Below are 19,681 nucleotides of genomic sequence, written 5' to 3'. Positions count from 1 at the left end.
AACCCGAACCTTTTTAGATTAGTGGATTATTATTAGGTATTCAGGGGTAAGGTGATCACTATCATGGTTCCTTTTCCCGGCAAGGAATTAATGGCAACACCATAGCTGTCGCCATAAGTCATTTGAATACGTGCAATGGTATTCTTAATGCCTATCGAAGTGGATTCCTTATATAAAATCTCATGGATCGTGGCATTACTCATGCCTCTACCATTATCTTCAATAACATAAGTACGTTTTCCGCTGTCGATCCAGCCACGGATACTGATCACCCCCCCTGCTTCTGTCTGATCAAAGCCATGCATGATAGCGTTTTCAACAAAGGGTTGAAATAGAAGTCTGGGCATTTTGTACTCGTAAAGCTCCGGTTCAATTGCATAATGTACAGTGAACTTGTCCTCGAAACGAACGGACATAATATAGAAGTAGTTGTTCATCCACTTGATTTCCTCTGACAAATGAACAGCACTCCAGTCTTTCCGTGAAGTATAATGCAGCATATTGGATAAACTGACCAGCATTTTGCTTAATTCCTTCTGATTGTTTTCAATAGCCGTCCAGTTCATTACGTTGAGCGTATTATACAGAAAGTGAGGATTCATTTGCATACTCAGCGCTAGAATCTCGGCTTCCTGTTCTTTTAATTTAATCTCGTAATTTTCTATAACCAATAGCCGAATCCGGTCGTTCATCTTATTAAAGCGCTGAAGAAGTATGCCAAACTCATCATTTGTTTCAACATCAACTTGCTTTTGAAAATCCCCTCCACCTACGGATCTCATGGCAGCAAGCAGCTTCTTAATGGGCTTGGTAATCCTGCCTGCAATAAAAAAAGCACAAATGAGCGCCACAAGTCCCATAATAGCGGCAAGGAGGACAATAGATGTCTGGATGCTTTGCAACAAACTGCCAACCAGTGAGGACTCCGGCATCCATACAATGGATATCCAGCCTGTCACCTCCGAACGGTCGAAGCAGACGATTACAGCTTGGCCCTTCAGTGTCATTCTTCGTGCACCGCTGCTTTCCAGCTCCAGTTCCTCTACCCATGAGTCTGAGAAGGTTTGTGTGATTTTCCCTGGTTGACTGCCCGAAACGATTTTTTGATCCTCATCCAGCACCAGGAAGTCCGAGCCTTCGGGGATACTTTCGTCATATAGAGATTTCAAAGCTTCCGCTTTAAAGCTAATTGCTAAAACGGGCCGTTCCACCTGAACATCCATCTTCTCGAGTGTCGTATTGCTCAGCAGAGAGAAATCAAGCAGTCTGGTCGCAGAAAATAAATGGCGGAAATCCAGATTGCCGGACTCTAAGTAGGGCTGATTAAACATATCAACAAAATTATATGTAGGGTACCATACCAATTTCCCACCTGCCTGCTGTGCCTTGTGGTATATATCCGATTGAGTAGGATCTCCTTGCGGCAGCAACTGGCCGAAAGTAAAATAGGAAGTCCATAACTGATAAGCATACACATCCTCATTGTTGGAAAAATATTTACTTAGTATGGCAGTTACCTGACGGTCTGCTTCAAACAGCTCTACTTCGTTCTGGGGATCCATTTGGTTAAAAATTCTGAATAAATCCTTATCTATGAACATTGCCTGGCTGTTCTGATCAATGATCTGCAGCTTAATGTCCATAATCTCATTATTTTTCCTGACAATCTCATACACATTTTTCTGGGCTTGTTCCGTCACGACCTGCAGGCTGGTCCGATAGAAAAGAGACCCCAAAATAAGGAGTGGAATTCCGATCAGAAAGATATAGCTGACAAACAACCGGGCTCGAAAGGTCATCTTCATTCCTCATATCTCCTCTGTAGACGTGAAGTGTTTAAACGCTTCGGGTGAGATGCCATTGTATTTCTTAAACACCCTGCAGAAATATTTGGTATCCTGATAACCACACTCTGCGGAGATTTCATATATTCTGAGCTTGTTCGCGGACAGCAGCAATTGAGCCCGCCTCATTCTGGCTTCCGCCACATGATCGGAGAATGTTTTTCCCGTACGGTTTTTAATCAACGTACTAAAATAGGAGGTATTAAAAGAAAAGTGTGCGGCTGCTCGTTCAAGAGACAAATCTTCCTTCAGATTCTCCTGAATCCAACTCAAGCAGCCCGTAACGATAATTTCGTTTTTATCCAGCCGTGCCTGTTGTAATGCATAATGAACCTTCTGTAAAGTAACCTCTACCAGCGCAATCAATTCTGTATAAGATCCACAAGCTTGAATTTCCATAATCGCCGTTTTCGTTAGAAGATCCCCAAGCTGGCGGTCAACGATATTTCCCGCCCTGCTTTTAACCTTCATAAGCAGCAGCGAGGCATTTTCTTTTAAAATAATCGGCTCTGTATGCCCATCATCTGAAAGCGCTCTGAGCGCTCCAATACACATTTCTATAGCCATGTCCGCATCATTTCCCTGCAGAGCTTCAAAGAGTTTATCCATGTCAAGTGTCATTAGATGCTGGGACAGCCGCAGCTCATCCTGAAACAGAATCCCTTTCCAGCAGTCATGAAAGTTAAACTTATTTACGGTTTGGGCTGCCCTGTAAGCTTGCGGTGCTTCTTCCAATAATGATTTACATTCCAGTCCTATCCCGTGGGTAAGCTGACCTGTATTCTCCCATTCTGAGGATAGAGCGGAAGCGATGGCACGAATTTCATTTCTTTTCTCCGGGGTAAGGGTGGCTTTACGGATAATTGTGACGGCTTGGACTCCATTCTCCAGAAGTACATTCAAAGGAATCGTAACAGCTTCCCCCGCTGCCATCCATCCTTGCTCCAGGCTTCGCAGGAAGCAAGCGCTTTCAATATTACCATGACGGTCGGGGCGGATTCTGAGCTCTGAGAAAATAACCACTCCGCCACCCTGCAGCCAATCATACGTATCCAGTTCATCCCGCTCAAGATTCGTTAAGCTTCCGTTTAGCCAGGTTAAATATAAGCGGTTTCTATAAGCGGAGGAGGTATGGTGAAGGCGCAACTTCAACTCCTCTGCTTCCAGGTTCAGCATCGATTCTGTGAGCAGCTCCTGCTCTATACGCCGCAATACATCCTCTATCTTCTCTGCCTCTACAGGTTTTAATAGATAGTCATATGCACCATGTCTAACGGCAATCTGGGCATACTCAAACAGATTATAAGCTGACACCATCACAACCTTCGTTTGAAGTTCTTCTTTTTTGAGCTGCTGCAAAAATGTAAGCCCGTCCATATTGGGCATACGGATATCTGTCAGCACGACATCCGGACGTTCCAATCTGACAAGCTCTAACGCGCTGGACCCGTCTTTTGCAACCAGGACTCGAACGTTAGGACGCAGATTGTTGATTAGATTCGCCATTCCTCGAAGGTGTCTGGGTTCATCATCAGCGACCACTATTTTCATCCCATTCAGCCCCCTGTTCAATTTGGTGAAATGTTTCATTTATTGTAACGGAAAAAAGCGCCTTCATGTAATAAGGCGCCAAAATTCCGCTCAGGCTTATTGACTTTAATCGAAGTAAACAGCTTTCCCTGTGCGTGCAGATTCATAAAGTGCCTCCAAAATCAAGGAAACTACATACGCCTGCTCAGGTCTTACGAGCGGTTCCTTATCCTGCTCAACCGCTTCAATCCACTTTCGCATCTCCAGGTCAGGCGCACTTACCTGAGTGCCATCGTAGAATGCTACTCCGCCTGCGTTCAGCTCAATCTCATTTTTATATAAGCGGCCATGCTGTTCTCCGTTAATCCGCAGGCCCTCTTTCATATCCGCGCCGGCTTCCGTTCCGCTCAAGCTGCATTTTGCCTCATCCACCTCCAGCGAGTTCAGGGCCCAGCTGGATTCCAGCATGATTGTTGCACCATTCTCCATAACAATCATTCCAAACGCCGAATCCTCTACTTTAAATTTAGCAGGATCCCAGGGTCCCCAGGCATTTGCAGCATTCTCCCGTTGGGACAGCTCATGATATTTGGTTCCCAAAACGACCTTAGGCTGGTAATTGTCCATCATCCATAAGGTCAGATCAAGCGCATGGGTTCCTATATCGATGAGCGGTCCTCCACCCTGCTTCTCCTCATCAAGAAAAACGCCCCAGGTAGGTACTGCTCTTCTTCTGATGGCATGTGCCTTAGCGTAATAAATATGGCCTAATTCTCCTGCTTCGCAGAGCTTTTTCAGAAATAGACTATCCTCTCTGAAACGGTTGTTATATCCTACCGTTAGTTTTTTCCCGGTTCGCTTGGCTGCATCAACCATTCTTTTGGCCTCTGCTGCTGTCTTGGCCATCGGCTTCTCACACATGACATGCTTGCCGGCTTCTAGCGCAGCGACAGAGATTTCCGCATGAGACTCATTGGGAGTAAGCACATGAATAATATCAAGTGTGTCATCTTTAAGTAACGTTTGATAATTGGTGTAGACTTTTGCGTCTTTGCTTCCATATTGTTGTGCTGCTGCTTCAGCCCGCTCCTGAACGATATCGCAAAACGCAACCATTTCAATATTGTTCAGCTTGCTTAAACTTGGCAGGTGCTTCCCGTTCGCGATTCCGCCACACCCGATTATGCCTATTCGATACACTTTACTCATACCTATCATCCTCACTTTATCGTATGTTTCCCGTTTCTATAGGTCGCGGGAGTTATTCCTAACCGCTTGCGAAACACATTATGCAAATAGTTAGCATTCGTAAAACCTTCAGACTGTGCAATCTGTTCAATCGGCTGGTTGCCCTCCGACAGCTTGCGGCAGACACCTTCCAAACGGATATTCTCAAGAATCTGGGAGAAGGATTGATCAGGATTGACCTTATTAAAAATCCGCTGCAGCTGTCTGGAGCTGATATTCAGCTTTTCTGCAACATTGTCCAGCGTGACAGCCCCGGAATAATTAGCCCTGATATACTGAATAGCGTATTCATATCTGTAGCTCAGCATATCCCGCACCGGCGCTTCCGCTCTAACCCCTTCCGGATCATACGCTCTTGCTGTTTTTAACAAAATACTGATTACAAACTGTTTGATGGCTGTATAATATCCGGTGAACTTATCCTCACAAGCTTCATAGGCTTCCAGAAAGCAATTCATGGCATGATGCCGGTCATGGATCGGAATGAGGGGGAGTTTCCGCAGTTTGTCGATACATTCTTCCGCTTCTGCCGCCTCCCACGGGTCCACTTCCGCTCTGCTTTTCTGTCTAATATCAATATGGAGGCAAAGTTCGTCCATGGCTTCTTCCGGGTCAGCCTCCTGGAAATGCATCACACCCGGCCCCGTTAAATAAAGCATCCCCTGCGATAATGGGTACTCCTGCTCAGCTAGAATCACTTTTCCTTTACCTTTAGGAATAAAATGAAACTCAAACTCTGCATGATTATGGAAATCTATGATTTTTCCGGCCGGGAATGAGGTTAAATGGAACCTGAGTACAACAATCTCATAATGTCCCCATTGAACTGTAATATCGAGTCTCTCCAGCAAATCCGGCTTTTGAGACATCGTTTGGTAGATCATGCCCTTACATCTGCTAACGGGATGACCCGTCCTTCTTTTGCCGAGCGATTGGCAGCTTCCATTAATCTGGTCAGTTCTATGGCAGTCTGAATATTATTATCCGCAAAAGTATCACTCTGTATATGATTGACCCATTGATGAAAGGCACTGTCGTGATTATCTTTTATTGGAATCTCCGTCCAGCTAGCCGTGGTACCCTCAGGTTTATTCGTCTTAAGAAGTAATTTATCCTCCGGCGTTCCGAAGAGCAGCGTTCCTTCTGTTCCGTGAACCTCGATGGTAAACGGCGAATGGCTGTTCACAAATCCGGCCTCTACCACACCGATCGCCCCCGAGGTTGTAAACAGGGTTGCTACTGCATTGTCCTCCACGTCTTTCCCTGTGATATATCCAAAATTGGCACTTACACCCGTCACATCCTGACCTAAAAATAGGCGGGTTAAATACATAGGATGGCATCCCAAGTCGATCAAAGCGCCTCCTAAGCATTGTTCCTTATTATAAAAGTGCTCAGGCAGCCAGCCGGCAATGGCCCCATTGTGGGATAAGCGAACTCTGACATACGTTATCTCTCCCAGTAGCCCCCCGCTAATCAACTCCATAATGGACAAAGTGTACCCGTCGTTCAATCGCGGCAAGGACACGGTAATTATCACTTGATTCCGATTTACCTCGGTAATAATATCATCCACTTCCTGCACTGTCGGAGTGATAACCTTCTCGGTAAAGATATGTTTGCCTGCTTTGGCGGCGGCCACTATTACCTCCTTATGAATGTTTGTCGGCGCATCCACGATGACAGCGTTAACATCCTCCTGGGCCAGCATATCATCGAGAGACTCGAAGTAAGGAACCTTCAACGTTTCAGCCGCTTCTTGTCCTCTTATCACGTCTTCGTCCCATACTGCAGCGATAAACGTATCCTCATGCGCCTGCGCTTGCTTAACATAGTCCCAAGCATGCACATGCCAAAAGCTGACTAGACCAATGCCAATGCTCATTTTCCATAACCTCCAACATATAGTATTCTGACATCCCACTATAAGGTAACATATCTGAGCCGCTTTTTTTAATAGGAAAACACGACAAGTTATATATAATATTACGACATAGTCCAAATTATTATCTAGTAAAGCTTACTGTGACCAACGTGTGACTACGGCCCTTTTTCACGAAAAAAACACAGCACAAAAACGCCCCCGGACATTTCTGCCCAGAAACGATTTTTGTGTCTTTGCCAGACTTTCCAATTTAAAGATTTGCAAGATCGGTCCCTCTGGAGGCGATGACTTTCTTGTACCAATAGAAGCTTTTTTTGCGTATGCGTTCCAGGGAGCCGTTACCTTCATCGTCCTGATCGACGTAGATATAGCCGTAGCGTTTTCGCATCTCTGACGTGGAAGCTGAAATCAGATCAATGCAGCCCCAGCTTGTGTAGCCCAATAGTTCCACGCCGTCGGCAATGGCCTCGGCCATCTGCTCGATATGCTGAGCCAGATATTCGATGCGGTAATCGTCCTTGATTGTACCGTCCGCTTCAATAACATCTGCAGCACCGAGACCGTTCTCCACAACAAACAGCGGGATCTGGTAACGGTCGTGCATCTCCTTAAGGACAACCCGCAGACCGGTCGGATCAATCTGCCAGCCCCAATCCGAGGTCTTCAGGAACGGATTCACCAGCCCCGACGACAGATTGCCCTCTGTCCGCTCTGTGATACTCTCGTCCGTACTGACCGTTGAAGACATGTAGTAGCTAAAGGAAAGGAAATCAACCAGGTTACCCTTCAGAACAGCTTCGTCCCCCGGCTCCATCTCAATGTTTACTTCATAATCAGCCAGATGCCGTTTGATGTATGACGGATAATACCCCCTGACCTGAACATCGGAACAGAACTGGGCCATTTGGTTCTCTCCCTGTGCCTTCAGCACATCCCCGGGATGGCAGGAATACGGATAGATCAGTTTGCGGGCCAGCATGCAGCCTACCTGGAACTCCGGATTAATCTCCCTTGCACGCTTGATAGACAGAGCACTGGCAATGAACTGGTGATGCAGCGCCTGAAACGCAGCCTGCTTCTCATTCTCTTTACCTTCGGTCAGCACACCTCCCCCCAGAAACGGAAAGCGGATTACTGCGTTGATTTCGTTAAAGGTCAGCCAGTACTTCACCTTGTTTTTATAGCGCAGGAAGACCGTGTCCGCATAACGGACGAACAGCCCGACCAGTTCGCGTGACTCCCACCCGTTGTAACGGGTAACAAGTTCCACTGGCATCTCGTAGTGCGAGAGCGTAACCAGTGGCTCAATGCCATATCTGTTCAACTCATCAAAAACATCATCATAGAAGCGTAATCCCGCTTCATTCGGCTCTTTCTCATCCCCGTTTGGAAATATACGGGGCCAGGAGATCGACATCCGGAACACTTTAAAACCCATTTCTGCGAATAAGGCAATGTCTTCTTTGTAACGGTGATAGAAATCGATCCCTCTGCGTTTGGGGTAATTCCCCTCCTTCGTATCCGAGATAGCGGCAGTAAGCTCCGCTCTGGAGATGCTGAGAGCATGCTCAAGAGCTTTGCGCTGTCCCGGCGGAACGTATTTGACCACATCTGCGGTAGACAACCCTTTGCCGTCCTCGCAATACGCACCTTCAACCTGGTTGGCTGCAACCGCTCCGCCCCACAGGAAATTCTCCGAAAACTGGTTAGGCATCGGATAAGCCTCCCTTATTCATTTAATTTACTGCGGCCGCCGTCTTAGACTCAGCCTGCTGCTCCAGCTCATAGGCTTCGAAATCGGCTTTTTTGAAGATGGATAATAAATTGCAAAGCTTACCCCGATCATTACCAGTTGGAACGCGGATACGCGCCAGCCTCCGTTCATCCAGCCATTAACCAGCACCGGAATACCAAGCGGCACTTGAATACCGTGCAGAACCGGCAGAATTCCGATCGAAGTCAAAAGAATAGCCAATCCGCTGCTCACCAGTGGGGTTAGAATAAACGGAATCATGAAACGCACGTTAAGCACCAGCGGCATCCCGAAGATGACCGGCTCGTTAACTCCAATAATACTTGGAATAATTGCAAGCTTGCCCAGCGTTCTATACCGGGTAGACTTGGCGAACAGCATGGCAATAATCAGGCCAAGCGTTGCACCCGCACCACCAATCAGCACATAGACCGGGAAGAACGGCGAACCGATAATATGAGTGCCTTCTACACCTCTTTGGTAAGCATCCAGATTCTCAAGTCCAAGCGCTACCCAGATCGGTCCTACTACGGAGTAAACCACCAATGTACCGTGAACACCGAAGAACCACAGCAAATGGATTAAGAAAATACAGATCAGCATTGCCCACCACGTACCACCGAGACTCGTTAGCGGCAATTGGATAATGAAAAAGACAAACTCATGCATATTTCCATATTTCGTCGCTCCGAAAATCGCTGTCAGGATCAGCATCACGAAAACAATAATGAAGCCGGGAGTCAATGCGGCAAAGGATTTCTCAACAGTAGGCGGAACACCCTTTGGCATCTTGATATAGATTTTTTTCTCCAGCAGGTAAGTATACAGTTTGCCGACAATGAGGGCTACAATAATGGCTACGAACAGCCCCTTGGCTCCCAGCCAGGAGTAACCAAAGGCTTTGGTGGCGCCATCGTCCAGGAGCCCCTTTGGAGTAACCAGCAGAAAGCTCATCAGTGCGAGAATTCCTGCCGAGAATCCCTGTTGTTTAAGCTGTACCGCAAAATTGTAAGCGATGGAGAACACTGCATACAGAGCGACTAAATCGGTTGTTATCGAAGCCGGAATCGCAGTGTACGTCTTCAGGCCGGAACTTTCCAGGAAGTTCTGGTAAGGCTCCAGCTTCAAAGCATTAATCAGGGAAAATATCGCACCCAGGATCAATATCGGCATCAAAGCCATCAGCCCGTTGGAAATAGCACTGATATAATTATTTTTCTGAATCTTGGTACTGGCTTTCTGGATTTTGCCCCTCCATTCTGCGCCGCTTGCCATGAACTAAGCCCCCTTCTCCATAAGTTCAATTGCTGTATCCAGCACTTTATCCCCATCCATCATGCCATAAGCCATCATGCCATAAGCCATCATCTCAATTGTCGTTACCGGGATACTAGGATATTCGGCAGCCAAATCTCCTTCGGCGAAAAAAACAAAAGATCCGTTGCCAAATTTGGCACGGATCTTTTATTACTATTTGGACATCGTTTTATTTGAACCGCTGGGCTTGCCTTGAAGGCATAATGGTTAGTTCCGGAATGCTGACATGCTCAGGCTGCTCCAATGCATAAAGTGCTGCCTCTGCAACATCATCGGGATGTAACGGCAGAACTTTCGAAGCAAATGCCCTTATCTCATCCTCGGAATACCCGGCCACCTGAGAAAATTCCGTTGCCACCGCCCCGGGCAGAATCGTCGTAACGCGAATCCCCTGATCGATTGTCTCCAAACGTAATGCAGACGCTATGGCGTTAACGCCGTATTTGGTAGCGCTGTATGGACCTCCTCCGGCAATCACTTCCTTGCCTGCAATGGAGGAGATGATGATGACATCTCCCTTACCCTGACCCAGCATTGGCGGAAGCCCGTAGTGCAGCGTTAACATTAGACCGTGTACATTCGTCTTGTACAGCTCCTCCCATCTTTCCAGATCCACTTCTACCAATGGACTTCGATACCCGAATCCGGCATTGGCAACTATAATATCGAGACGGCCCCAGCGGTTAATCGTTTCATTGACCACATGCTGTACTTCTTCAGCCTTTTGAATATCAGCAGGTACCGCCATAACCTCGTATAATCCCTCTTTATGCAATTCCTGAACCAGCTCATCCAATCGATCCTGCCGGCGTGCCACTACAGTCACATGGGCGCCGCGTTTTACCAGTTTCCTGGCGATCGATGCCCCGATTCCGCTGCTGGCGCCTGTCACCAAGGCCACTTTACCGGTCAGACTCTCCTTCTCATTCCAAGATAGCTCCAAATCATCCAGATTCATTTTGCACCCTCCCAGATTCCAATCTTATTTTGTTAAAAGCACACGATGAACACCCTTGCTGCCTCCAGGTGCCGTTCCAATATATAAATAACCATTATGGCTTGCAGCCGTAGTTACACCATACAGTTTGCCTTCCGGATCATGCCAGCTTCCGATTAGCTCTCCCTGCGGACTGAACTCCGCAGCAAGCCCATGCTTCGCCGGTGCACTTGCGCCGTTAAGCAGCGACTGCGGCACTTTAGCCATGGTACTGGCCAGCCAAGGGTTGCTATGCATCTGATCTACAAAAGAAAGGCGAGTCGTGAAGATACCGACCCAGAAATGACCTTGGTCATCACGCGTAATGTTGTCTGGAAAGCCTGCGAGATTGTCTGCGAAAATATCCGATGTACCCTTCTTCGGTCCTTTGATCCAGTATCTGGTCAACTGATAATGATACGATTCTGCCACAAGCACAAAATCTTCATCCGCAGACAAGGCAACCCCGTTTGCAAAATAGAGACCTTCTAACAGAACGGTCGTCTTCTTGGTCATTGGATCGTACTTCAGCAAACGTCCATGCGGCTTGTTCTCGGCCATTTCTTTGAAGGTCACTCTACCATAATTAGAAGTATCGGAGAAATAAATGGAGCCGTCCTTGGCAATATCAAGCTCATTAGCTAAATAGATCGGCTTGCCGTCCACTTGATCGGCCAATACCTCTATGCTCCCGGATGGGTTTATAGACAGCAGTCCCCTCTGGACATCCGTAACGATCAAATCGCCTTTGGCATCGAATATAAGTCCATTAGGCGTTCCCTGGGTGTCTGCAAACAGTTGTGCTTTTTGCGGATTGCCCTCTGCATCGAAAGGAACCCTGTAAATTTTCCCGTCTGAATCTCCTGTATATAGCTGGCCTTCTTTATCGAATGTAATGAATTCCGGGAATTGAGGGGCATCAGTAACTAGCTGAGCCGAACTGAGTTTGTTGTTCTGTTGCCACGGACCCGCTTCCTCAAAAGAGGGAGCCGTCGGTGCGGACCATTTTAACGGTTTGACCGGTGAAGGATAAAGTAAGAAAACGAGTAATCCTACAACGAGCACCGCGAGCAGTGATAGAACCCATCTGGATATCCTAGCACGCAGTGAGCGTTTAGGACGATTCACACCTTCAGTAAGTTTAACGGAGTTAACTGGTTTATTGGGCATTAGAGTGCCTCCTGTATCATTTTTGAGTGATTTTAGATTTGGACTACGATTTTACCAAAATATTGCTTTCCTTCAGCCAAGAGCGCGAATGCTTCTGCAATTCGCTCTAGAGGGAATACACGGTCGATGACGGGATGTAAACGATGATGGGCAATCGCCCGATTCATCTTTTCAAAGTGATCCCGGTTGCCGACTTGACTGCCGCGAACTGTTGCGGCTTTGTGCAAGATGCTGGAGACATCGTATTCCGGAATGGTCAAGCCTGATAAGAACCCGACCATACTCACCGTCCCTCCAGTACGAAGTGCATTTATGGATTTCCCCATCGTTGCCGCACCTCCAACATCCAGAACATGGTCGACGCCGCCAGTCAGCTCTAATACTGCCTTATCCCAATCAGGAACCTCCGAATAGTTGATTGTTTGCCATGCGCCAAGAGTTTTTGCCCGTTCCAGCTTATCGTTGCTGCTCGACGTGATGATGACTCGTGCTCCGGTCATAAGCGAGAATTGAAGCCCGAAGATGGAGACACCGCCTGTTCCTTGCAGCAGCACAGTATCACCCGCCTGCAAACCACCGTATTCGATTAGCATGCTCCATGCGGTTAATGCCGCGATCGGCAAAGTGGAGGCCTCCTCATAAGTGAGGTGATCGGGAATAGCGACGACTCCGTCTTCATGAAGAACAACATACTCGGCCGCTACTCCATTCAACGGACCTCCCAGACTTTCTTCTAACACCCCTGGTCTTGGGCTGCCGCTAATGAAGCGCTGTTGAAAATTACCTGCTACTCGTTGTCCGGCCTGAAATCTAGTTACTCCTGGGCCAATGGCTACAATTTCTCCCGCTCCGTCTGATAATGGAATGAAGGGGAATTTGACTTGGATCGGCATTAATCCGCCGAGGACCACTAAATCCCGATAATTGAGAGAAGCTGCCCTCATGCGGATTAGCACCTCCTTAGGGCCTGGCACTGGTTTGCCAAGTTCCGCCATGGTTAATTCCTCAAAGCCGAAGCCGTTTGTCAGTTGTATAGCTTTCATTGTATTGTCCTCCCTGTAAGATCAGATTGATTACCCGGATTCTTATTATTGCTGCTGTATCCTTCACGCAGACGAAGCATGCTTCCAACAAGCCGAAGACTTTGCTTTGGTGTAATAAAACGTGATAACTGCGCCCCCAGATAATTCTGTACACGCGAATTGCTCTCGAATACCGGAAGAAGTTCCCGTGACGAGCGCCTATTCCCCCTTATTTGTCATAGTGGTGCTCTCCTTTTTGATACTATGTTATAATATAGAAACACCGTTACCATTACTCGAAAGTAATTCTTGTTTTTCAATGTTAAGTACCGTGTATTCACGGTAACAGTGTTTCCTTTAGGTATCATTGTATCCACTCCATTTCAGAAAGTCAATATGATCTTTGAGCTCCATCGTTTATTGACAAGTGAAGGAAGGACAACTGTATACAATTCCTGGTAACGAAAGTTGAAAACCTACCGAGAAGGTCGCATGCAAAATACTGAAAATCTCCACAAGCTCGACGAGGAAGCATGCGCCGTACTGTAAACGCCATGAGGCAATGATTAACCATGATCAGCAACGCGCAAGAACAAGGACTAATTCACACCGAATCCGATGTCCCTATATTCTGGAATTCGCTCCACGGCGTCATTTTGAAAGATGGAGGCTGTTTTTAAGCCAAGCTGTTGTAATGTTCATGGTACTACTACTGTGAATTTCCGGTTGCGTAAACGGTACGAAGTTATTTTTTACAGTACAGTGATTACAGACTACTGCTTGAGGAGCATCCCGATGTTTTCGACTATCAGCAGACGCTAAATGATGAAATGCTGATTGTAGTCACTAACTTCTCTGCACAAGAGCAGACCGTCGTCTTGGATGCCGCCTTCAAAGCCGCTTCTGGTGACTAATTATCCTTCCTCAGAGCGAACCCGAAACAATCTGAAGACAGGACAAAGACCGCCTTATGGATTACATGCTTTCCATCACAAGGCGGTCTGTAGGTTCCCAGAACCCGTTGCAGTATCTTCTAATTATCTACAATTGCGTTTGACAGTCTCGTTCATGTCAGCGATTGGAACACCGGTCCCGTTCGCGGAATGTCCACACCAAGCGCTCACGTCGACCTGTGTAAAAAACGAGGGCATCCCAACCAGCCATTCATGGCTTTAGGAACTCCCCCCATTACTTTTAATAATCGGTGCTAATTGTTATATCATGGTAGGTCGAAAATAACTTTTGCATACCCGTTAACTTTTCCATTGCCCGCTGATAGGCATCACTCCCTAAAAGAATTCGCAAAGGAACATCACCACGATTCACCAGATCATATATTACCTTGGCAGCTTTGTTAGGGTCTCCCGGCTGGTGTCCAGATAATTCTCTAAGGTTTTTGATATTTTCACCTGCCGTTGCTTGATATGCTTCAATAATATTTTCATTTTCAGTTGCAGATCTGCTTGCAAAATCCGTGTTAAAATCCCCTGGTTCTACCAAGGAAATATTAATTCCTAGAGGCTTAACTTCTTGACTTAAACTTTCGGAAAAGCCTTCTAAAGCGAACTTAGTGGCATGATAGTATCCGAAACCTGCAAATGCACGTAAACCGCCTAGAGAAGATATATTTAAAATAGTTCCGCTCTTTTGCTCTCTCATAATTGGTAGCACATGATCTATCATGTGCTTGACTCCCCAGAAATTAACAGCAAACATATTTTCAATTTGCTCATCATCAGCATTTTCAACAGGTGAGAAGTAGGCATAACCTGCGTTATTAACAAGAACATCAATTCCGCCAAACTTTTGCTTGGTTGCTTCAACAACACTTTTAATGTGCTGACTGTTTGTGACGTCTAACGGTAAAACCAAAAGATTGTCATTCTCCTGAGCGCCAGGCAGGTAAAGTTCTATGTCTAGCGGATTACGCGATGTTGCTACTACTTTGCACTTTTTAGCTATTAGCTCTAAAACTATGGCTTTCCCTAGTCCAGTCGAAGCTCCCGTAACAAACCATACCTTATTTTCCACCAATCATTATCCTTTCTCTATCAAGCATTTATAAGTTATGATAAATATACAACCTGAGAGTTACTCTCAGTCAAGAGAAAGGAAGCATATCATGTACACCATTAATGAGGTAGCAAATTTTACAGGGTTATCTCCCCATACTGTAAGGTTCTATGCTAAAAAAGAGCTATTTCCAAATATAATCAGAAATCATCAGAATGTACGTCTTTTTTCCTCAAAGGACGTGGAATATGTTGAAATCGTCAAAGCACTGCGCATGACAGGTATGTCGCTTGAGAATATCAAACAATACATCGATTTATGCGAACAGGGTTCAGATACAGTGGAAGAACGCTATAACATCATAAGAGATCAACAATTATTGGCAGAAGATTACCTTCAAGAAGTCACACAACAAATTATGTTGCTACGAAAAAAAGTTAATTATTATCAACAAGCTATTAAAGAGGGTGAAGAAAATATAATTTGGAATCCTCACATATGAAAGTTGAAAGACACAAGTGGTATGAAAAATGGATTGTCCCAACTGTTCATTAAACAAACGTTTTGTGAAATTCTAAGAAGAAATGAACCAGTGGTTTTAAACAGATCTGTGTTCCCCGCTTCTGCTTCATCCTCCCGCTTCCCGAAACAGCAAAGAAACGGCATTTCTGCCGTTTCTTTAGGATGGACTCTCAGGGGCTCGAACCCTGGACAAATAGATTAAGAGTCTACTGCTCTACCAACTGAGCTAAGAGTCCATATGAAATTTGGTGGAGCCAAGGGGGATCGAACCCCTGACCTCATCGCTGCCAGCGATGCGCTCTCCCAGCTGAGCTATGGCCCCATGTGGCTGATTTAGAACTACAACTATGTATTCTAAAATCCGGACTGAGCTGTTAGCTCCCATCGCTTCGTCATGTTTAAGTTCCGTAGGCGACTTCTATATAATATAAAAAATCGCCTTCGGTGTCAACACTTTTTCAAAAAAAGTTTTTGGGGGTGCAAATTGCTTCTACAACCCCTCAAACTCCTCGGTGTTTTTAGAGAGCAGTCCCTTCAGTTCCTTCATAAACATGTTGATATCCTTGAACTGGCGGTACACGGAGGCGAAGCGGACGTAAGCGACCTCATCGACAGGGTAGAGCTGCTCCATAACCAGCTCGCCAATCTGGCGGCTCTCCACTTCGGCTAAGGCGATGCCACGCAATGACTTCTCCACCTCGGAGACAATAGACTCCAGACGCTCTACGGAGACGGGACGTTTCTCGCAGGCACGGATAAGGCCGCGCAGGATTTTGTCGCGGCTGAATTCTTCGCGGCTGCCGTCTTTTTTGATCACGATCAGCGGAGTTTCTTCAATCATCTCAAAGGTTGTAAACCGCTTGCTGCAGCGCTCACATTCCCGCCTGCGCCGGATGGACTTATTCTCGTTGGCCGGACGCGAGTCAAGCACTTTCGTATTCGTGTGATCGCAGTAAGGGCATTTCATAAGCCTCAAGTCACTTCCTTTTGTATTAATGGTCGCTTTCCGGTCCGGCAATACGCCGGCTACCAGTAGCTCTTTTTTCCAGAAAACACCGTTTATTTGTTGTTATGAATATGCCATGTCCAGCACATAATACTGTTACCAACCGATAGGAGGTGAACAGCAATGAGCCAAAACAACAGCTCCAATAACCTGGTAGCTCCAAATTCACGCGGTGCCTTGGAACAACTGAAATATGAAGTTGCCCAAGAACTAGGTATCACGCTCTCCCCAGATGGATACCAAGGCAATAAAACTTCTTACGAAAACGGTTCGATCGGTGGTTACATCACTAAACGTCTTGTAACCCTGGCTGAGCAATCACTGGCAGGTCAATACAAATAACCTGTCCCCATAAGCTTGCCTAAAGAAGTATTAAACGGCCCTCAAGGCTGTTTAATGCTTCTTTTTCGTACAAATACAGTCTCAGTCTTCTCCCTTAGAACTCGCTGTAAATCTCCGTGTACTGGTCGTAGTAATAAATGACTCGCTGCACATAATGCCGGGTCTCGCCAAACGGGATATCCTTCACGGAAGCCGCTGTACCGTCCCAATTGCCTTTTTCCAGCCAGCTCTTCACTTTCCCGGGGCCTGCGTTATAGGCTGCGATCACAGCGGTACGGTTGCCATCAAACTGGCGGGAAAGTGATGACAAATACCAGGTTCCAAGCTCAATGTTGGCCGATGGCTCCCTCTTCAATTGTTGCAGCGAGACATCCGGAAGCTTGGCCTTTTCAAGTGCCCACTTCGCCGTATCCGGCATCAGCTGCATGAGTCCCAATGCGCCTTTTTTGGACTCCCGGCCGGTCTTATAGTTCGTTTCCACCCGGATGATGGCTGCCACAAGGAACGGGTCCATATCGTAGGTAATACTGTGCTCACGAATTTCTGCTTTATAATAAATCGGATAAAACCAGGACATCCAGTTGGTACTCAAGAACAGGATTGCAGTGAATCCAACGAATAACAGGAGCAGCACTCTTTTTTTACGCAGCCATTTCATCATAGGCCCAGCCTGTCCCACAATACGGCAACCTGCTGCTCAGTCTGGGCAAGAGTACCGCTGTTGTCGATGATGTAGTCCGCTCTGCGGCGCTTCAGTTCAATATCCAACTGGGCATCCAGTCTTCCTTGGGCCTGCTCCAGAGACAGCCCGTTGCGCTCCATCAGCCGGTCCAACTGGACCTCCCGGGGAACATAGACGACCACAATTTGCCCGAAAAGGTTGTCCAGCCCCGATTCATACAGCAGAGGGATATCTACAATAGTCAATCGCTGCGGGTCTTCTTGTTCCATTGTGTTCATACGTTTTTTGATTTCCTGGCGAATCGCCGGATGCGTCAACTGATTCAGTACCTGCAGGGCTTCCGGATCATGAAAAACGATCTCCCCCAGCTTGGTGCGGTTCAGTGTTCCATCCGGCAGCAAGATTCCTTCCCCAAAATGCAGCACAGCTGCAGCCAGCACCGGATGTCCCGGGAGCATGACTTCTCTGGCGATGGCATCAGCGTCCACGAGTCTTGCTCCCTTTTCCACAAACAGTGCGGACACGGTGCTTTTTCCGGAAGCAATGCCTCCGGTTAAGCCCATAATCATGTACTCACCTCATAATAGCTTCATTATTCCCATTGCAATTAACATTAACGCAGGCAGTACAGCAGCATGCTTCATCCAGTAACGACCAGACAGCTTAAGGCCTGTTCTCATGCCCAGCAGCAGAAAGGTTCCGCTGAACAGGGCGATCATAAGCGAGGTGGATACCGGACTGAATCCCAGCAGTGCAGCCCCGAGACCTGCTCCGAAAGCATCCAGCGACAGTGCTATTCCGAGCAGCATCGCTTCCATGGAGGAAATGCTCCCGGAGGCGTCCATATCGGCCGAAGACGGCGTACGGAGAATCTGGATGACCACCCCGAGATGGCGGAGCTCCAGTGAAAAGACTGCCAACTTCTGCGCATCTTTTTCGATCTCACTCACACAATCCGCAGTCGTATCTGCAAGGTCAGCAGTTGCAGCCTTCCCCATGGAAGCCACACCCGGCAGCAGTACCGCTCCTGTCTCCCGCCCTCGCGGATTGTGCTCCTTCTCCTTCTGGATCAACATCTGGACGAGGGACCAGCAGCCCATCAGGACCAGAATAATTGCGCCGATGCTTGAAGCGGCCTGCGGTGAAATCACCTTCGCCAGCAGCACACCGACCTGCATAGAGACACAAATGACTACCCCCGAGCAGAGCGAGATAATCATAATGGAGAGCAGCGGTATTTTCATTTTGCGGAGTCCATATGTAATGCCTACACCAAAACCGTCCAAGCTCAGGGCAAAAGCCAGCAGCAGCAATGAAAACAAGGGGCTGAGCACCCGCAATCCCTCCCGTGAAGAACCGGCAGCCCGTGCGGAACGTTCCGCGGGCTCCGTTCGCTTTATTGAGCATTCTTCACACAGTATATGGGCGGGACAGACTGTCGGTGCCTTACTTTTGCAGCAGCATGAACAGCAGAGGTGTATAATGCCTGTAAATCATCTCTTGCTCTAGTGCAATGCCCTACTTAACTGCCGCAGCCAAAAGGCTGGCAGCTTGGGCAAATATGAGTGCCCCGGCCGCCTACAACACTCTTCTCGATAAGAGTGCCGCAGGTCGCGCAGGGCTGGTCCTTACGTCCGTAAATGAGCAATTGCTGCTGGTAGCTGCCGCTTTCTCCCTGGCCGTTGACATACGACTTCACAGAGGAGCCTCCGGCATTCACCGCCTCAGTCAGCGTTGCCACAATCGCATGATGCAGCTTGTTCAACTGCTCTTCCGTAAGCGCCTTCGCGCTCACCTCAGGGTGAATTCCGGCGCGGTGCAGCGCCTCATCTACATAAATATTACCGATGCCGACCACATATTCCTGATTCAGCAGCAGCGGCTTGATTTTGGTGTTTCTGCCGGAGACAATTTCCTTGAACCTCTCCACTGTAAAGGAAGGATCAAGCGGCTCCTGCCCCAGCTTACTCAGCGGCTTAAGGAGAAGATCCTCACCCGGCTGGAACAAATGCATGGTACCAAATTGACGCACATCCGTGTAACGCAGCTCGGTGCCGTCGGTGAAATGGAAGATGACATGTGTATGCTTGTCCAGCGGCTCATCACCCTGGAAAAGACCGTACCGGCCCTCCATCCGCAGATGGGAGACCATTACCAAACCGTCAAATACAAAACGCAGAAACTTGCCTCTGCGCTCCACATGAACCACGCTATGGCCTGCCAGCATATGGGCAAAAGCCTGAGTATCGTCCGGACGCTGGATAATCCGCGGCAACCGGACGGTGACATTCTGTATCTGCTTGCCTTTAATTAATTCATTAAGTGTTCTCTTGACTGTTTCTACTTCCGGCAATTCCGGCATAATAGCTCA

The 19,681-nt window shown here is 47.4% G+C and carries 19 protein-coding genes and 2 tRNA genes; 2 read left to right on the top strand and 19 right to left on the bottom strand.

Translation table 11 applies throughout. The annotated features are described in order from the left end of the window. Positions 1-32 precede the first annotated feature (32 nt). The 12 genes from NST99_RS10580 to NST99_RS10525 all read right to left on the bottom strand — a co-directional run bounded on the left by NST99_RS10580 (position 33) and on the right by NST99_RS10525 (position 14,776). Positions 33-1,805 carry a cache domain-containing sensor histidine kinase gene (locus NST99_RS10580; protein ID WP_341091497.1) on the bottom strand — a complete coding sequence of 591 codons (1,773 nt, stop codon included), beginning with the start codon at positions 1,803-1,805 and terminating at the stop codon, positions 33-35. A gap of 3 nt (positions 1,806-1,808) precedes the next feature. Further along, on the bottom strand, positions 1,809-3,395 hold the full coding sequence (locus NST99_RS10575) for a response regulator transcription factor (protein ID WP_341091495.1): 1,587 nt from the start codon (positions 3,393-3,395) through the stop codon (positions 1,809-1,811). Positions 3,396-3,500: 105 nt separating this feature from the next. Further along, complete coding sequence (locus tag NST99_RS10570) at positions 3,501-4,583, bottom strand: Gfo/Idh/MocA family protein (RefSeq protein WP_341091494.1); 1,083 nt, start codon at positions 4,581-4,583, stop codon at positions 3,501-3,503. 11 nt (positions 4,584-4,594) lie between these two features. Continuing rightward, entirely contained in the window at positions 4,595-5,506 is a 912-nt protein-coding gene (locus tag NST99_RS10565) for an AraC family transcriptional regulator (protein WP_341091493.1), read from the bottom strand. Continuing rightward, positions 5,503-6,507 (bottom strand): Gfo/Idh/MocA family protein, encoded by a 1,005-nt coding sequence (locus tag NST99_RS10560; protein WP_341091492.1) that lies wholly within the window; start codon positions 6,505-6,507, stop codon positions 5,503-5,505. The genes NST99_RS10565 and NST99_RS10560 overlap by 4 nt, the downstream gene beginning before the upstream one ends. Positions 6,508-6,757: 250 nt before the next feature. Continuing rightward, positions 6,758-8,221, bottom strand: a complete 1,464-nt coding sequence (locus tag NST99_RS10555) for a glycoside hydrolase family 1 protein (protein ID WP_341091491.1) — start codon at positions 8,219-8,221, stop codon at positions 6,758-6,760. A gap of 27 nt (positions 8,222-8,248) precedes the next feature. Then, complete coding sequence (locus tag NST99_RS10550) at positions 8,249-9,535, bottom strand: PTS sugar transporter subunit IIC (protein ID WP_341091490.1); 1,287 nt, start codon at positions 9,533-9,535, stop codon at positions 8,249-8,251. A 3-nt stretch (positions 9,536-9,538) separates the two neighbouring features. Next, positions 9,539-9,670 carry a hypothetical protein gene (locus NST99_RS10545; RefSeq protein WP_341091488.1) on the bottom strand — a complete coding sequence of 44 codons (132 nt, stop codon included), beginning with the start codon at positions 9,668-9,670 and terminating at the stop codon, positions 9,539-9,541. Between the two features lie 76 nt (positions 9,671-9,746). Further along, on the bottom strand, positions 9,747-10,535 hold the full coding sequence (locus NST99_RS10540; protein ID WP_341091487.1) for an SDR family oxidoreductase: 789 nt from the start codon (positions 10,533-10,535) through the stop codon (positions 9,747-9,749). Positions 10,536-10,559: 24 nt separating this feature from the next. Continuing rightward, complete coding sequence (locus NST99_RS10535) at positions 10,560-11,723, bottom strand: SMP-30/gluconolactonase/LRE family protein (RefSeq protein WP_341091486.1); 1,164 nt, start codon at positions 11,721-11,723, stop codon at positions 10,560-10,562. Between the two features lie 32 nt (positions 11,724-11,755). Beyond that, positions 11,756-12,766 carry a zinc-dependent alcohol dehydrogenase family protein gene (locus tag NST99_RS10530; RefSeq protein WP_341091485.1) on the bottom strand — a complete coding sequence of 337 codons (1,011 nt, stop codon included), beginning with the start codon at positions 12,764-12,766 and terminating at the stop codon, positions 11,756-11,758. A gap of 1,173 nt (positions 12,767-13,939) precedes the next feature. After that, complete coding sequence (locus NST99_RS10525; protein ID WP_341091484.1) at positions 13,940-14,776, bottom strand: oxidoreductase; 837 nt, start codon at positions 14,774-14,776, stop codon at positions 13,940-13,942. A gap of 91 nt (positions 14,777-14,867) precedes the next feature. Here NST99_RS10525 and NST99_RS10520 point away from each other — a divergent pair, with 91 nt between their 5' ends. Further along, the gene (locus tag NST99_RS10520; RefSeq protein WP_074107374.1) at positions 14,868-15,260 is read left to right on the top strand and encodes a MerR family transcriptional regulator; all 393 of its coding nucleotides are present in this window, start codon (positions 14,868-14,870) and stop codon (positions 15,258-15,260) included. A 183-nt stretch (positions 15,261-15,443) separates the two neighbouring features. Here the strand turns inward: NST99_RS10520 and NST99_RS10515 are convergent. The 3 genes from NST99_RS10515 to nrdR all read right to left on the bottom strand — a co-directional run bounded on the left by NST99_RS10515 (position 15,444) and on the right by nrdR (position 16,247). After that, a tRNA-Lys gene (locus NST99_RS10515) sits at positions 15,444-15,516 on the bottom strand. 10 nt (positions 15,517-15,526) lie between these two features. Continuing rightward, a tRNA-Ala gene (locus NST99_RS10510) sits at positions 15,527-15,602 on the bottom strand. Between the two features lie 168 nt (positions 15,603-15,770). After that, positions 15,771-16,247 (bottom strand): transcriptional regulator NrdR, encoded by a 477-nt coding sequence (nrdR, locus tag NST99_RS10505; RefSeq protein WP_038599232.1) that lies wholly within the window; start codon positions 16,245-16,247, stop codon positions 15,771-15,773. A 162-nt stretch (positions 16,248-16,409) separates the two neighbouring features. On the opposite strand from nrdR, the gene NST99_RS10500 reads away from it, so the two are divergent. Continuing rightward, the gene (locus NST99_RS10500; protein ID WP_038588982.1) at positions 16,410-16,628 is read left to right on the top strand and encodes an alpha/beta-type small acid-soluble spore protein; all 219 of its coding nucleotides are present in this window, start codon (positions 16,410-16,412) and stop codon (positions 16,626-16,628) included. A 94-nt stretch (positions 16,629-16,722) separates the two neighbouring features. On the opposite strand, the gene NST99_RS10495 is transcribed toward NST99_RS10500, so the two are convergent. The 4 genes from NST99_RS10495 to mutM all read right to left on the bottom strand — a co-directional run bounded on the left by NST99_RS10495 (position 16,723) and on the right by mutM (position 19,672). Further along, complete coding sequence (locus NST99_RS10495) at positions 16,723-17,286, bottom strand: lytic transglycosylase domain-containing protein (RefSeq protein ID WP_340899886.1); 564 nt, start codon at positions 17,284-17,286, stop codon at positions 16,723-16,725. Then, entirely contained in the window at positions 17,286-17,879 is a 594-nt protein-coding gene (gene coaE, locus NST99_RS10490; RefSeq protein ID WP_341091481.1) for a dephospho-CoA kinase, read from the bottom strand. Before coaE ends, NST99_RS10495 begins: the two co-directional genes overlap by 1 nt. A 9-nt stretch (positions 17,880-17,888) precedes the next feature. Further along, positions 17,889-18,644 carry a manganese efflux pump gene (locus tag NST99_RS10485; RefSeq protein WP_341091480.1) on the bottom strand — a complete coding sequence of 252 codons (756 nt, stop codon included), beginning with the start codon at positions 18,642-18,644 and terminating at the stop codon, positions 17,889-17,891. 188 nt (positions 18,645-18,832) lie between these two features. Continuing rightward, a complete protein-coding gene (gene mutM, locus NST99_RS10480) occupies positions 18,833-19,672 on the bottom strand; it encodes a DNA-formamidopyrimidine glycosylase (RefSeq protein WP_341091479.1) in 840 nt (279 codons plus the stop codon). Positions 19,673-19,681: the final 9 nt, after the last annotated feature.

Origin of the sequence: Paenibacillus sp. FSL L8-0470 (genome assembly GCF_038008625.1) — a bacterium.
Lineage (GTDB): Bacteria > Bacillota > Bacilli > Paenibacillales > Paenibacillaceae > Paenibacillus_AQ.
Note: the sequence above shows the minus strand (reverse complement) of the source record. Positions and strands in the feature narration are given on the sequence as shown.

Excerpts from the sequence above, each read along its gene's own strand:
- NST99_RS10520 (WP_074107374.1), top strand. The coding sequence starts at position 14,868 with ATGTACACCATTAATGAGGTAGCAAATTTTACAGGGTTATCTCCCCAT.
- NST99_RS10580 (WP_341091497.1), bottom strand. The coding sequence starts at position 1,805 with ATGAAGATGACCTTTCGAGCCCGGTTGTTTGTCAGCTATATCTTTCTG.
- NST99_RS10570 (WP_341091494.1), bottom strand. The coding sequence starts at position 4,583 with ATGAGTAAAGTGTATCGAATAGGCATAATCGGGTGTGGCGGAATCGCG.
- NST99_RS10555 (WP_341091491.1), bottom strand. The coding sequence starts at position 8,221 with ATGCCTAACCAGTTTTCGGAGAATTTCCTGTGGGGCGGAGCGGTTGCA.
- NST99_RS10550 (WP_341091490.1), bottom strand. The coding sequence starts at position 9,535 with ATGGCAAGCGGCGCAGAATGGAGGGGCAAAATCCAGAAAGCCAGTACC.
- NST99_RS10560 (WP_341091492.1), bottom strand. The coding sequence starts at position 6,507 with ATGAGCATTGGCATTGGTCTAGTCAGCTTTTGGCATGTGCATGCTTGG.
- NST99_RS10540 (WP_341091487.1), bottom strand. The coding sequence starts at position 10,535 with ATGAATCTGGATGATTTGGAGCTATCTTGGAATGAGAAGGAGAGTCTG.
- NST99_RS10500 (WP_038588982.1), top strand. The coding sequence starts at position 16,410 with ATGAGCCAAAACAACAGCTCCAATAACCTGGTAGCTCCAAATTCACGC.
- NST99_RS10495 (WP_340899886.1), bottom strand. The coding sequence starts at position 17,286 with ATGAAATGGCTGCGTAAAAAAAGAGTGCTGCTCCTGTTATTCGTTGGA.
- NST99_RS10575 (WP_341091495.1), bottom strand. The coding sequence starts at position 3,395 with ATGAAAATAGTGGTCGCTGATGATGAACCCAGACACCTTCGAGGAATG.
- NST99_RS10565 (WP_341091493.1), bottom strand. The coding sequence starts at position 5,506 with ATGATCTACCAAACGATGTCTCAAAAGCCGGATTTGCTGGAGAGACTC.
- NST99_RS10530 (WP_341091485.1), bottom strand. The coding sequence starts at position 12,766 with ATGAAAGCTATACAACTGACAAACGGCTTCGGCTTTGAGGAATTAACC.
- NST99_RS10535 (WP_341091486.1), bottom strand. The coding sequence starts at position 11,723 with ATGCCCAATAAACCAGTTAACTCCGTTAAACTTACTGAAGGTGTGAAT.
- mutM (WP_341091479.1), bottom strand. The coding sequence starts at position 19,672 with ATGCCGGAATTGCCGGAAGTAGAAACAGTCAAGAGAACACTTAATGAA.
- coaE (WP_341091481.1), bottom strand. The coding sequence starts at position 17,879 with ATGATTATGGGCTTAACCGGAGGCATTGCTTCCGGAAAAAGCACCGTG.
- nrdR (WP_038599232.1), bottom strand. The coding sequence starts at position 16,247 with ATGAAATGCCCTTACTGCGATCACACGAATACGAAAGTGCTTGACTCG.